Origin of the sequence: Virgibacillus halotolerans (assembly GCF_016908515.1) — a bacterium.
GTDB classification, from domain to species: domain Bacteria; phylum Bacillota; class Bacilli; order Bacillales; family Amphibacillaceae; genus Virgibacillus_M; species Virgibacillus_M halotolerans.
In genome coordinates this window covers 359,382-372,660 of record NZ_JAFBEA010000002.1, presented here as the reverse complement: position 1 = coordinate 372,660, position 13,279 = coordinate 359,382, and the positions used below count along the sequence as shown (strand labels likewise).

General features: G+C 38.3%; 15 protein-coding genes. 4 read left to right on the top strand and 11 right to left on the bottom strand.

The features are described 5' to 3' along the window. Positions 1-163: 163 nt before the first annotated feature. Together JOC34_RS08040 and JOC34_RS08035 are read left to right on the top strand one after the other, a co-directional pair. Positions 164-991 (top strand): MurR/RpiR family transcriptional regulator, encoded by an 828-nt coding sequence (locus JOC34_RS08040; protein ID WP_205136236.1) that lies wholly within the window; start codon positions 164-166, stop codon positions 989-991. After that, complete coding sequence (locus JOC34_RS08035) at positions 988-2,118, top strand: M20 peptidase aminoacylase family protein (RefSeq protein ID WP_205136235.1); 1,131 nt, start codon at positions 988-990, stop codon at positions 2,116-2,118. The genes JOC34_RS08040 and JOC34_RS08035 overlap by 4 nt, the downstream gene beginning before the upstream one ends. A gap of 175 nt (positions 2,119-2,293) precedes the next feature. Here JOC34_RS08035 and JOC34_RS08030 read toward each other — a convergent pair whose 3' ends face one another. From JOC34_RS08030 to betB, 11 genes are all read right to left on the bottom strand, one after another. Next, on the bottom strand, positions 2,294-2,707 hold the full coding sequence (locus JOC34_RS08030) for a MaoC/PaaZ C-terminal domain-containing protein (protein ID WP_205136234.1): 414 nt from the start codon (positions 2,705-2,707) through the stop codon (positions 2,294-2,296). Then, positions 2,704-3,141, bottom strand: a complete 438-nt coding sequence (locus JOC34_RS08025) for a MaoC family dehydratase N-terminal domain-containing protein (protein WP_205136233.1) — start codon at positions 3,139-3,141, stop codon at positions 2,704-2,706. The genes JOC34_RS08030 and JOC34_RS08025 overlap by 4 nt, the downstream gene beginning before the upstream one ends. A 33-nt stretch (positions 3,142-3,174) precedes the next feature. Continuing rightward, entirely contained in the window at positions 3,175-3,939 is a 765-nt protein-coding gene (fabG, locus tag JOC34_RS08020; RefSeq protein ID WP_205136232.1) for a 3-oxoacyl-ACP reductase FabG, read from the bottom strand. A 209-nt stretch (positions 3,940-4,148) separates the two neighbouring features. Beyond that, positions 4,149-5,129: an MBL fold metallo-hydrolase gene (locus tag JOC34_RS08015; RefSeq protein ID WP_239544179.1), complete on the bottom strand. Its 981-nt coding sequence runs from the start codon at positions 5,127-5,129 to the stop codon at positions 4,149-4,151. A gap of 202 nt (positions 5,130-5,331) precedes the next feature. Then, on the bottom strand, positions 5,332-6,318 hold the full coding sequence (locus JOC34_RS08010; RefSeq protein ID WP_205136231.1) for an NAD(P)H-dependent flavin oxidoreductase: 987 nt from the start codon (positions 6,316-6,318) through the stop codon (positions 5,332-5,334). A 217-nt stretch (positions 6,319-6,535) separates the two neighbouring features. Then, entirely contained in the window at positions 6,536-6,835 is a 300-nt protein-coding gene (locus tag JOC34_RS08005; RefSeq protein ID WP_205136230.1) for a monooxygenase, read from the bottom strand. 25 nt (positions 6,836-6,860) lie between these two features. Further along, positions 6,861-7,124: an IS1096 element passenger TnpR family protein gene (locus JOC34_RS08000; RefSeq protein WP_205136229.1), complete on the bottom strand. Its 264-nt coding sequence runs from the start codon at positions 7,122-7,124 to the stop codon at positions 6,861-6,863. Next, positions 7,125-7,310, bottom strand: a complete 186-nt coding sequence (locus JOC34_RS07995; protein ID WP_205136228.1) for a hypothetical protein — start codon at positions 7,308-7,310, stop codon at positions 7,125-7,127. A 164-nt stretch (positions 7,311-7,474) separates the two neighbouring features. Beyond that, positions 7,475-8,815 (bottom strand): C1 family peptidase, encoded by a 1,341-nt coding sequence (locus JOC34_RS07990; RefSeq protein WP_205136227.1) that lies wholly within the window; start codon positions 8,813-8,815, stop codon positions 7,475-7,477. Positions 8,816-9,017: 202 nt separating this feature from the next. After that, a complete protein-coding gene (locus JOC34_RS07985) occupies positions 9,018-9,890 on the bottom strand; it encodes a glycine betaine ABC transporter substrate-binding protein (RefSeq protein WP_205136226.1) in 873 nt (290 codons plus the stop codon). 128 nt (positions 9,891-10,018) lie between these two features. Further along, positions 10,019-11,491 carry a betaine-aldehyde dehydrogenase gene (gene betB / locus JOC34_RS07980; protein ID WP_205136225.1) on the bottom strand — a complete coding sequence of 491 codons (1,473 nt, stop codon included), beginning with the start codon at positions 11,489-11,491 and terminating at the stop codon, positions 10,019-10,021. A 217-nt stretch (positions 11,492-11,708) separates the two neighbouring features. Here betB and cudC point away from each other — a divergent pair, with 217 nt between their 5' ends. Both cudC and JOC34_RS07970 read left to right on the top strand, forming a co-directional pair. After that, a complete protein-coding gene (cudC, locus tag JOC34_RS07975; RefSeq protein ID WP_205136224.1) occupies positions 11,709-12,269 on the top strand; it encodes a choline uptake/conversion transcriptional regulator CudC in 561 nt (186 codons plus the stop codon). A gap of 44 nt (positions 12,270-12,313) precedes the next feature. Next, positions 12,314-13,207, top strand: coding sequence for a glycine betaine ABC transporter substrate-binding protein (locus JOC34_RS07970; RefSeq protein WP_205136223.1), 894 nt, complete (start codon positions 12,314-12,316; stop codon positions 13,205-13,207). Positions 13,208-13,279 lie beyond the last annotated feature (72 nt).

The following is a 13,279-nucleotide window of genomic DNA, read 5'->3' as shown; positions in this document are numbered from 1 at the left end:
TTCCTCCTTTTCAAATAATTCTTTTAGTAGCTGATGTTCGTCAATCCTTAGCCCGGTAGTTCACTAGTATTTTTAAAATCGATAACTTGCAATAAATTATAATGGAGTTTATACTTTAATTCAAGTTTAAATAATGTAAATACTTCAAAAAAGGAGGGATTCAATGGACCCTATCTACTTGAAGAAAACAAAAGAGATATTCCCTACACTTACAAAGGGATTAAAAAAAGTAGCCGATCATCTTCTGTCAGAACCAATGACATTCGCAATTCATCCCGCTAAAAAAGTCGGCGAAATTATTGGTGTTAGTGAAACAATGGTAATTAGATTCTGTAATACACTGGGCTATACTGGATTTTCTGCGCTTCAAAAGGAAGTACGTCAGCAGCTGCTCTATTTAAATGAAAATCCTAATGAAGAATTGATTTCGGAATCCTACGCTAATAGCTTTGCTAAAAACATGAAAAATGATATAAGGAATCTGGAGAAAAACATAGAGGATTTGGAATCTGAAAGTATGGAAACTACTGTAGAGACAATCCTTGATAGTGAAAAGGTAGTTGTTGCTGGATACTATCATTCATTTACCTTCGCCCATTGGTTCTATTTCAATCTAAATTATGCCTTGGGAAATGCTTCTTTATATCGGCCAGAAAATGATGCAGGATTGCTTGACTTACTACCAAAAAAGGCCTGCATTGTCATTTTCTCGTTCTATCGTTATGCCCTCGACACAATCAGGTTAGCGGAAGAAGCAAAAATAAAGGGAATTAAAGTTATTTGTATAACAGATTCCCGTGTATCACCTGTAGCTGAATACGCCGATATCATTATTCCGATAAACATTGGTAAAAAAACATTGTTTAATAAAGGACCAGTCACAATATCTCTCATTAATTCTATTTTATTTGAGATTATGCTACGTGTAGAAAAACGAGGGAAAATTAAATCAACATATAAATATTTCATAAAGGATGGCGAAGAGGAATGAAGCATACAACCCAAGATAAAGTTTTAGATACATTTCATTATTTACATGAACATGCAGAAATTAGCTGGGAAGAAACAGAAACCACTAAATACATTGAAGATCTTCTCATAAAAAGCGGCTGTAGGGTAACAACGTTTGAAGATTGTACTGGCGTTATTGGCGAATTTGGAAATTTCGATAGTAACCTTCCAGTTGTTGCTATCCGCGCTGATATAGATGCGTTGTGGCAAGAGGTGAATGGAACGTTTAAAGCGAATCACTCTTGCGGTCATGATGCACATATGTCAATGGTTCTCGGTGTACTATGGAAACTAGAACAATTCCCAAATCTAAAAGAAAAAGTCGCAATAAAGTTTATTTTCCAGCCCGCGGAAGAAAAGGGAGCTGGGGCTTTAAAAATGGTGGAGAAGCATGTAGTGGATAACGTAGATTATTTGTTTGGCGTTCATTTGAGACCTGTTCAAGAAACCGCTATGGGGCGTGCTACACCAGTTATTGTTCATGGTGCCACACATATGTTTGGTGTAACAATAAAAGGTGAAGATGCGCATGGTGCAAGGCCACATCTTAATCATAATGCAATAGAAATCGGAACCGAAATCGTTAACATGTTAAGTAAAATCCATTTAGACCCTCGTGTCCCTTATTCTGTTAAAATGACCAATTTTCATGCTGGAGGAAAAAGCACAAACATTATTCCTGGAAGTGCATCTTTCGCATTAGATATGAGAGCACAGGACAACGAGACAATGAAAGCACTAGAGACAAGAGTTACCGATGTGTTTAATTCCATTAGAAATTTATATAATGTCGATCTTGAAATTACAGAGGAAAGTGGGATAGCGGCCGCCAAAACAAATGAAGAAGCGATTGATATTATGAAAAGTGCTATTAAAGATACGTTAGGTGAAGATAACGTGGACCCACCATTGGTGACACCTGGAGGAGACGACTTTCATTTTTACACGATAGAAAGACCATCGTTAAAAGCAACAATGCTTGGATTAGGATGCGATCTAAAACCAGGTCTGCATCATCCATACATGACGTTCGATAAAGATGCTTTAAAAAATGGCGTGGACATTTTATTTCAAGCCATATTAACTACGTATCGAATCAAACAATAAATGAATAGATTTCACCAGACTAACAGGCTGCACCTACGACAAGGTGCAGCCTGTTCCTACCAATAAAAATTCATTCGGCATTTTCCATTCCTCAGCATCATTACAGTATTCACACCGAAAATAACCGGGTGTTTGAATAGGGTATTTCTCTCCTTTACTGTTTTCTGAATCGGAATTAGCAACCATCATTATACTTTGCAAATAGCACATTTCCTTTAATAACTTCTTTTCCATCCTGGTTTGTGGCAACCACTTTAAAATCAATGCGCCTTTCATTTATTTCTTCTACCGTCGCTTGCAATGTAATCACATCATTTAAAAAGACCATGCCTCTAAATCGAACCTTGTAATCCTGGATAAAGCCGTCTTCATAATAAGGTGTAAACAACTTTGACAGATTTCCCATTGTCCACATTCCGTGTGCGATAATACCGGGTAATCCCGCTTTCTCAGCTTCTTCATCAATGGTGTGAATAGGGTTAAAATCTCCGGAAGCATCTGCATATTTGATTAAATCGATTCTGGATACGGGCGCCAATGTAATTTTTTCCAGCGTATCACTGTTTTTTAATACGTTTAGTTGCTTCAAGATTTCATCCCCTTTCTTACCGTTTCCGTTATAATAATAATCTGCTCTGAAGTGAAGATCGTTTCTTCTTCTAGCGTTTCTCCATGGCCCTTCATTACGACAAACAACATTCCCTTTTTCTCATAATAATCCGATAACTCCGTGTAACAATAAACCGTTTCACCTATTAGCAGTGGACGACTATAGTGGTAATTCTGCTCTCCATGTATCAACCCTTTTTTAGGTAGTTCCAACCCGGTCAATTCTCCATAATCAAACACCCGTGGGAAAGTTGGTGGGGCAATATTTTGTCCGTATACGGATTGTTTTCCAATATCCTCATCTATAAAAATAGGATTCGGATCCCCAATGGCTTCCGCAAATTTCTTCACCATACCTCTTTCAACTTGATTTTTGACTTTATTGGATCGTTTTCCAATCAATTCTTGCAACATCTATTCACATCTCCCTTCAATTTCTAATCTATTCTAATCTTTCGGTCCCCCGGCAACATAGATTACCTGCCCATTAACAAATGATGATTTCTCATCCGCGAAAAAGGTAACAGCATTTGCAATATCCTCAGGCTTACCACTTCTATTCACAGGGATTTTACTCACACTTGCTTTAACGAGTTCTTCAAAGGTAATGCCTAGCCGTTTAGCAGTCGATTTTGTCATTTCCGTCTCAATAAACCCTGGTGCAACAGCATTTGCCGTAATACCAAACTTGCCGAGTTCAATGGCAAGGGTCTTGGTTAATCCTTGCAATCCTGCTTTAACCGCCGCATAGTTTGCCTGGCCACGATTACCGAGTGCAGACGTGGAGGAAATATTAATGATTCGTCCATATTTATTGTCTACCATATATTTTTGCGCAGCACGTGCTGCATTAAACGAACCTTTTAAATGGACATCGATTACGGTTTGCCAATCACTATCTGTCATTTTGAATAATAAATTATCCCGTAAGACACCTGCATTATTAACTAATATATCGAGCGATCCAAACTTTTCCACCGTTTTTTTCATTGCCGTCTCCACTTCTTCAGCTTGAACAACATTAGCGATTTTCGTGTATACCTCAAACCCTTGATCCTTTAACACCTTTTCTGCTTCACTTAGCGCCTCTTCATTTACATCTATAATGGCTACCTTTGCCCCTTCTTCAGCAAATCGTTGTGTAATGCCTCTACCTATTCCACGACTACCACCTGTTATAAAAGCTACTTTCCCTTCAAATCTGCTTGTCATTATAAATTCCTCCCCTTTTGGATCAATTATGTAAATCATTGAAATGCTTCACTTTTAACTTACTAAAATATCTTTGTATTATTAAAAAAATGACTGTATCATAGTATCTGTATCCTTTTTTTGTCGTTACTACAATTAAAATATATATAAAAGGATACTTTTGTATTAAAAAGGCTGAACGGCGCATTAACACCATTCAACCTGAAACACTATATATAATAACAATATTCACCAGCTTTTTCTTCTCGTCTACACTCCCCTTTGTTCTTTAAATATTCCAGGTGTGCAATCGTCTCACCGATCGCAAATCTTGTCTCGTGGATCGTCAATTCTTTGCGAAAGAGTTTGGCACATGCTTCATATACGGTAACACCACTGCCGATAATCTCTAATGTTTGTGCTAGTCGTTCCTCGTGATGCGCTTGTATCGCAGCAATTCTATCATTCGCCCCGTGGAATGGTGTACCATGTGAGGGAACTACTAAATCAGCATCCAATTTCTTAACTTTTTCCAAAGATCTCAAGTAGCTTGCCAGTGGATCAGGATCACCGCGAAACCAGTAGGAAATATTCGGGGTGATTTTTGGTAAAATATGATCGGTTGAAAGCAGCATATTGTGCGCTTGATTATAAAATGTGACGAGTCCATCTGCATGCCCTGGCGTGAAAATCACTTGGTATTCATTATTCCCAATAGGGACTATTTCCCCCTCCTGAAAATAATGACCAACTTCCGGATAGGGGGTCACACGATCAATAAATTCTGCTGTATTACCCTGCATTTTTCTGCCAATTTCGTCGGGAATGCCAGCCTGTTTGTAATATGCCGTAAGTTTGCTCAGGTAGTTCTTGTTCCAAGTGTTTACTGCTTCATCATAATCCATCTTTGTCATAGAAACATGTGCACCCGTTTTTTCCTGCATTCCACCCGCATAACCAAAATGATCCGGATGGTTATGGGTGATGATGATATCCGAAATCGTTTTTCCAGCAAGTTCTGCTTCCCATCTCTTTACCGTTTCCTGATTGTGCAAGCCAGTATCGATCACCGTCCAGCCGTTCTCTCCTTCAGCGATGAAACAGTTTACATGGTCAAGACGAAAAGGAAGATCGAGGACAATTGGTCTCAAGCCAAATGGCTTTAAAATATCAATAAAGTCCTGTTTATCTGTAATTGTTTGTTTTTCCAAATATGATCTCTCCAATCTATTATGTAGCTGCCTAATAAATTCATTGTTTTATAAGAACAAGCGCCCTCCTTTCGCTAAGTATTATAGCATTTACTGCATCATCTTTTTAACGCACCAGTTGACAGCATATTGCGTTTTTCGGTTTATTCGTTGTTATTAGGCAACGTGATTTCCTTACATCTTCCACTTTTTATCACTTTCTTCATTTTTGAATAAATGTCCGATTTTTATTTGCTACGGTTTCAATTGACTGATTATAACCGTCTTTCAATTCATCTACAATCTCGGCAACGGTTTGAACTTTATGAATTGGACCAATTCCTTGTCCTGCACCCCAGATATCCTTCCAGGCTTTGGCACGCTTATTGTCTAATTCAGAGAAATCTATCGCTTCTTTTCGCTGCAACTTTTCCGGATCTAACCCAGATTCAATAATACTTGGAATCAGATAATTTGCGTTAACACCTGTAAACGTATCAGTGTACATAATATCTTCAATTGATGAGTCAATAATTGTTTGCTTATAACCATCCGATGCAGTACTTTCTTCTGCAGTGATAAATCGCGTACCAATATAAGCAAGGTCTGCTCCCAGTAGCTCCGTTACAAGGATATCTTCACCCTTTGACATACCGCCAGACAATGCAATTGGTCCAGCAAAAAATTCTCTTATCTCATGGACAAAGGAAATCGGATTATACGTTCCAGCATGACCGCCTGCTCCCCCTGCAACCAATACCAGTCCATCTGCACCTTTTTCAATTGCCTTCTTAGCATATTTAAGGTTAATGACATCGGAGAAGACAATACCGCCATAGGCATGCACAATTTCCGCAACCGGACCTGGGTCGCCTAATGAAGTGATAACGACTGATGGCTGATACTTCTCGATTAATTGAAGATCCTCCACATATCGTTTATTGGAGCGGTGAACGATATAATTGATTCCCCATGGACCTATTTTCTTGTCCGGATTCTCCTGTTTTAATGTTTCTAATGCCGTTGTTATTTCCTTCATCCAGTCTTCCAAAATCTCACCCGTTCTGGCATTTAAAGCTGGAAACGTTCCGATAATACCGGAGTGACAAGCATTGATCACCATTTTAGGATTACTAATTAAAAACATTGGTGCCATCATAACGGGAATTTCCAAAGATTGTTTGATGTGCGCCATTTCTTCATTTTGCATATGTGTAGACTCATTTTTCATAATATTATGTATTAAACATATGATAACGCTGTCAATATAAAATGACAACTAACACTTAAAAGTAAATTTAATTTTGACTATTCATTTTAAAAATCTGCCATTCTTTAATACCTATGAATGGCAGATTGATGTGTTTCAGTGTTTAAATTACACGTTGAGCATAGATTAGAATAATTCGTTCATTTTTTTCCTAATTTCACAGTCCATTCGTAATCTGACTAAGACCTTCATTGATTTCAAATATTTTTGCGTTCATTTTTGCCACGCCAAATTCTTTCATTCTTTTGCTATGCTTGTCTAAATATTTTTCCGCATCTTGTTTCTGTTCAAAAACATAGATTCCGCCCGCTTCTTCCGTCTCTTTATTTTCCGTCCAAATCTTCCATTTAAACCCTGGTTCATTGTTGATGCTTTTTGCCAAATCCGTAAATGCTTCTGCCATTTCATCACCAAAAGGTCCTTCATGTCTAAAATCGACCTGCAATACATATGCCATATTCACCATCCCTTTACTTATTTATTTACCATTCATTCTTTTTATATTTTATACCTTTTAGCATCTTGTTAATAAAATCCTTATCATATTCCCTATACAGCTGCTCCTCGGCCCATGCTCTGACATTTTCATACTCTGGATGACTTTTGTTGTGATATGATTTCAAAAACTCATCATACCCGGGAAGTCCACCAACATCTTCTGTTGGCGCAGCTTCAGCACCATCAATCAAAATCGGATGACCATGTTTATAGTCATCTACAATTATTTCCAACGTAACAAGAAACAACTAATCATTACCAAAATCGTACGTATAGTTAATTTCACCATACTTTTCGATATACGTATCGATTTTAATTCCAGCAGGCTTGCGAATGATCGTATTCAAGTTTTTAAGTCGTGCCTCCACAAAATGTGCAATATTTGGTGAAACATCACGCTTCATTTTTTCTTCAATCACTTTGCGGTTTTTCATAAAGTGATTGTGTTCCTGTTAGGCTCCTTCATCATTGGAAAACCTTATATTGTCCCACATTAAATCAAATTATTTAAAAAGCCGTTAGTTTCAAGTGCACATGTATAGCGTACACGAAACCAACGACCCATCCAAGCATCACACATTACATCCTATATCATTCCTTACTTCATCATAGCCAAAGAACCCATCGGATCCCAAGGTTTAAGCACGATAGGTTCCTGCCCCCATGCCTTTTTCAATTCATCCGAGAGATATTTTTTATGGACGACCACTTGATACGTATAGTCATTCATCCATTCATCACTCATCACAAAATAGCCTTTATTTCCAACCTTTTCGCCCCAGCTATTTTCAACCTTCCATCTGTTCGGCTTATCATTTACGATGTTCACACCGGTTAGCACCATCGCATGTGTCAGCATGCCATCGTTATAATCCAGACGCTCTGCTTTTGACATATGAATTGGAAACCCAAATGCTTTTTCAAAATCATAAAGCGCTGAATCCATGATCCCCTCTTTTCGATTGGAATCTTGCCCTACATCACAGCCGAACCAGACACTTTCATTATCCTTGATCTGCTTGGCGGCGAGTCCTTTTAACGTTTCCATGTCCACATTTAAATACTTGATGGGCGTGCCTCCAATCACATTGCCAAGGTGTTGTACTGTATAGGTTTTTCCATAGGGTTTATCTGTGGTAGGCGCATTGATGATACTTACATAATCGTGCAAATCGATTCCCACATATTTTTCATAAAATGCTTGTGGAGTCAATCCTGTTTCTCGGTGGAAGATTTTATCTTTATCCCGATATTCGAAATCAAACGTTTTTGGCGGTTCACCTAGAGAATATGCCAGCAGTGTATAGATCTCGGACAACATCTCTCCTTTGACCTCTTGCAAATCTTCATCCGATTCATCTTCCTGATGCAGTTTTCGTAGTTTAATAGCATCCGCACGCAATTTAGCGTTTAAAAGCCCATTTAATTCACCAGATTTACGGCTATGGAACGTTTCCGGCATCACTTGTTTTGGCACAATGCCGTACTTTTCAATCAAGGAAACGAGCATATCCCATTGTCCCCCGTCCTGCTGTGGTGTCGATAAAATCCATGATACCAATCGCCCATCCAATGGTTCATCAGCGGTTTCTAAGATATTCTCATAAAAGTAATTCGCTTTTTCTAATTTATCCCAGAAGTTAATATGATTTTGCGATAGCTCAAAATCCTGTAAATTAAACAAATCATTTAACCGATGGGTAAACGTATTTAATGCAGCAAACATCCAGCAACGTCCACTTTGTTCCTGGTTGGTTACTTTACCTGTTGCTATTTCCTCAGAAAATACATGGTTCATTGCAACCTGTGATACACCATTTTCGATAGACCCCTGTATGCCATTTTTCATCATTGCATGTTTAATTACTTCATTTTGCGGATGTTCGTGTACTTTTTCAGAAAAATTATCTACCATTTTTCCAACTATTTCTTTTGCCATTTATATTCACTCCTTTTTGATGATTCTACTTTTATTGTATGCCTTTTCTTTTGGAATAACAAAAAACTGTCATTCATGAAATACTGTAAAACTTTACGTTAGGCTACCGAAATGTACAGCTTGGCAATATAAAACACAAAAAAGCTTGTAAAGAAATATACTTTCCTTACAAGCCGTCTTTTAAAATACTCTTTTAAATAGTCTATTCTATGCCTTCTGTCCACTCAGAAACTTTATTCTTATTTTCCTCTATCCATGATGCAGCAGCATCTTCGGGATCTGTTCCTTCAGAGATATCAAGCATTACTGCTTCCATATCTTCTGGAGTCCAATAAAACGAATCCAGTACTTGATACACTTCTGGCATATCCTCTTCTAATCCTTTACGAACCATTGTGCTAATATGTTCTTCTTCTCCAAAGGAGTTTTGTGGATCCTCTAAATATTTTAGATCGTATGATGCAAATTTCCAGTGTGGAGACCAGCCTGTTACGATAATTGGTTCCTCTTTTGCATAAGCTTGTTCTAATGCTGAAACCATTGCACCGCTAGATGATGTTTGTACTTCCCATCCATCTAAGTTACTATAGTCGCTAACAGCATCCTCTGCCGCTGTAACAACTCCTGCTCCTGGATCAATCCCAACAATCGTTTGATCTGCTTGATCCTTTAATTCTTCAATCGAATCGATATCCATATACTCCGGAACTACTAATCCAGTTTTTGCCCCTTCTAAGTTTTCACCCAGATCGACTAACTGATCTCCATATGCTTCGTACTGCTCCGCCTGATCCAGTGGTAACCATGCTGCGAGCATAGCATCCGATTCTCCTGTCGCTACAGATTCCCACATCAGCGACATATCCAACGGTGTAATCGTAACCTCATAACCTAAATCCTCTAAAACTTTTCCTACTACATTTGTGGAAGCAATTTCCGAATCCCAATCTACCAATGTCAATTCTACTTCTTTGCTCTGTGATGTGGATGCTTCATCTGAACCGCAACCAGCAGCAAACAATGTCAATGACAGACCAAATATGAGAGAAAAGCGTTTCCAGTTCATTCTAAACATGATGATATAATCCTCCTGCATAAATATGTATCATTTGGAGATCGATGTAAGTTAATTCGCTTGCACCGATCCCAATAATAACGTGCACTAATATTTAGGCTCATTTTTTTCTTCCATCTTCTAATGTTTTATTGAAACCAGTTGATCGGTTCCGGCTTTAAGTTATGAAAAATATGTTTTGTTTCTGTGTATTCTTCTAGACCTGCTTTCCCTAGTTCACGGCCAATACCGGATTGTTTAAATCCACCCCAAGGTGCATGTGGGAAGTATAAGTTAAAGTCATTAATCCAAACCGTTCCCATACGCATTTTCGCGACACAACGTTCTGCTTTTGCAATATCAGCTGTCCAAACTCCACCGGATAATCCATAAATAGAATCATTGGCTAGTTTAATCGCTTCCGCTTCTGTCGAGAATTTCTCTACCGTGATTACCGGACCGAAGCCTTCATTTTGAACAACATCCATATCCGTTGTACAGTTTGTAAGAATCGTAGGTAAATAGAAAAATCCGTTTTGTAGTTCCGGATCTGTTGGGCGCTTCCCTCCAGTTGCTACTGTCGCACCTTCTTTGATGCCGTTTTCCACATAACGCATTACTTTGTTTAAATGTTGTTCAGAAATCAGTGGTCCCATTTGCGTATCCTCATCAAATCCACTTCCGAGTTTAATATTTTTCACTTTATCTGTAAGTGATTTGACAAACGCATCATGGATAGATTCCTCTACTAAAATTCTCGTTCCGGCAGAGCAAATTTGTCCAGCATGGAAAAACACCGCATTCATCGCTTGGTCTACAGCCGTATCAAAATCAGCATCCGCGAAAATGATGTTAGGGTTTTTACCACCAAGCTCTAGTGCCAGTTTCTTCACATTGCCACTTGCTGCTTGCATGATCTTTTTCCCAGTTTGGATTCCACCGGTAAACGAGATTAAATCAACATCATCATGAACCGATAATTCCGCCCCAACTGTACCTCCTGCACCAAGTACAAGATTCGCTACGCCAGCAGGAACACCCGCTTCTTCCATCAGTTCAAACACTTTAATAGAAGTAAGTGGTGTGATTTCACTTGGTTTCATAATCAATGTATTTCCCGCAACAAGTGCTGGAGCCAATTTCCAAGATGCCTGCAACAGTGGATAATTCCAGGGTGTAATTTGACCGCATACACCTACAGGCTCCCGGACAACTTTACTCACTGAATTGGCTACAGGAGAATCAATGATTTCCCCACCATCTTTGTCAGCTAATTGTGCATAATAACGAAAGACACCAGCAATATCATCCATATCGCCACGGCTCTCTTCCATTGTTTTACCTGTATCCAGTGACTCTAACTCAGCTAATTCTTCTTTATCTCTTTCAATTAAATCAGCGATTTTGTTTACGACATGTCCGCGTTCTGTTGCAGGAGTCGTCGGCCATTCGCCATGATCAAAGGCATACCGTGCTACCTTAATTGCTGCCCTTGCATCTGTTTCATCACTTTCCGTGACACGTGCAATTACTTCTTGATTAAAAGGATTAATAATATCTCTTGTTTCATTTGATTTGGAATTTACCCATTTCCCGTCAATAAATTGTTGTTTAATGATCAATTAAATCCCTCCCATTATTATTTGTTAAGTTTGTTAAATTATTACTTAACAAATCGAACAAACTAAAACGTATCACGTCCAACTTTTTTTGTCAAAAGAAGTATGCAAAAGATAAATAACGATTTGACATTTTTATTTAAGACGTTAAGATTAAGTTTGTAAATTAATAATTTAATAAACCGAATAAAGTTAACGTGAGGTGAAGTGAGGTGAAATAATGAAAAATGCCAAGGACGATCAGGCAGTAGAGAAATTGGAATATGCGAAAGATCAAGTAATTGGCGCTATTTCAGAAACCATGGACCTTTATGGCGTCACGCCATCTGCTGGAACGCTATATGCAACCATGTATTTTGCAGATCAAATGAACCTTGACGAAATGCGAGAAGAACTTGGGATGAGTAAACCAAGCATGAGTACAAGCGTACGTAAATTACAGGAAAACGGCATGGTTAAAAAGACGTATCAACGTGGTTCCAGAAAACATACGTATATGGCTGAGAAAGACTTCTTCCGTTCCTTCATGTCTTTCTATTGTCAAATGTGGGAACGGGAAGTAAAAATGAACTTAGAAGCTATTCATGAAGCCGAGATTTATTTATCAGAAATATCGAAAGATGAAACTGTATCAACTGAAATCAGAGCGGAAGCAAAAGATCATTACGATATGATTGAAAGCTCAAAAATCTACTACAAATGGTTAGATAGATTGGCACAGAGTATACAAAATGGTAAGATATTTGAGTTTTTACCAAAAGATCCTTTCGATGAACAGTAAACAAGTGACATGTACTAAAATACAAAAAGGGTGCGGATAGTTTAATGAAATTTAACAGGGGTAAACAATATATTTTATTAATCATAATTTCACTTCTGGTACTAGCCGGTTGTGGTGATTCAAGTAGTAAATCGACAGACGCTTCAGATGATAAAGATAGTAAAGAAGATATCATTATGGGACAAATTAGCTGGGCAGAAAATATTGCGGTAACGAACATGTGGAAGGTCATCCTTGAAGAAGAGGGCTATGATGTTGAATTTAATTTACTTGATATGGGTACGACGATGGCAGCATTAGAGAGTGGCGATTTAGATTTAACACTTGAAGTATGGTTACCTGTTCAAGATGCAAACTACTTAAAGCAGTATCAGGATTCGGTTGATTTTGCCGAAGAACCTTGGTATGACAATGCTAAGGTAGGCCTAGTTGTTCCGGAATACATGGAAGATGTAAATAGCATTGAGGATTTAAAAAAGTATCAAGATGAATTTGAAGGTGAGATTACAGGATTTGATCCTGGTGCGGGAACAATGGAAGTTACAGAAGATGTAATTGAAGACTATGATCTTGATTATGAACTCATCACAAGTTCTGAACCAGCCATGATCACTGAAATTGCTGAAACAATTAAAGAAAACGGAAGTATTGTTGCGCCATTATGGAGCCCACATCGTGTATTCTCTGAAATGGACTTGAAGTTTTTGGATGATCCGAAAGAAACTTACGGTGGTGTCGAAGAAATCTTCACCGCAAGTCGCCAAGGATTCGATGAAGACTTTGCAGAAGTGGATCAATGGATGAAAAACTGGGAAATGGATGACGATGCCATTGGCGAACTCATGCAATATGTTGGTGACGAAGAAGAAAATCCAATTAAAGGTGCAGAAAAGTGGGTAGAAGAAAATCGGGATCTAGTTGATGAATGGATTAAATAAGTTATAAGAAATTTATCGCTTAAGTAAACAAATGACTCCAGCATGGTGCTGGAGTCATTTGTCTTTATGCGT

Coding starts and splice junctions, on each gene's coding strand:
- JOC34_RS08040 (WP_205136236.1), top strand. CDS start 164: ATGGACCCTATCTACTTGAAGAAAACAAAAGAGATATTCCCTACACTT.
- JOC34_RS08035 (WP_205136235.1), top strand. CDS start 988: ATGAAGCATACAACCCAAGATAAAGTTTTAGATACATTTCATTATTTA.
- JOC34_RS08025 (WP_205136233.1), bottom strand. CDS start 3,141: ATGTTGCAAGAATTGATTGGAAAACGATCCAATAAAGTCAAAAATCAA.
- fabG (WP_205136232.1), bottom strand. CDS start 3,939: ATGACAAGCAGATTTGAAGGGAAAGTAGCTTTTATAACAGGTGGTAGT.
- JOC34_RS08010 (WP_205136231.1), bottom strand. CDS start 6,318: ATGCAAAATGAAGAAATGGCGCACATCAAACAATCTTTGGAAATTCCC.
- JOC34_RS08005 (WP_205136230.1), bottom strand. CDS start 6,835: ATGGCATATGTATTGCAGGTCGATTTTAGACATGAAGGACCTTTTGGT.
- JOC34_RS07995 (WP_205136228.1), bottom strand. CDS start 7,310: ATGAAAAACCGCAAAGTGATTGAAGAAAAAATGAAGCGTGATGTTTCA.
- JOC34_RS07990 (WP_205136227.1), bottom strand. CDS start 8,815: ATGGCAAAAGAAATAGTTGGAAAAATGGTAGATAATTTTTCTGAAAAA.
- JOC34_RS07985 (WP_205136226.1), bottom strand. CDS start 9,890: ATGTTTAGAATGAACTGGAAACGCTTTTCTCTCATATTTGGTCTGTCA.
- cudC (WP_205136224.1), top strand. CDS start 11,709: ATGAAAAATGCCAAGGACGATCAGGCAGTAGAGAAATTGGAATATGCG.
- JOC34_RS07970 (WP_205136223.1), top strand. CDS start 12,314: ATGAAATTTAACAGGGGTAAACAATATATTTTATTAATCATAATTTCA.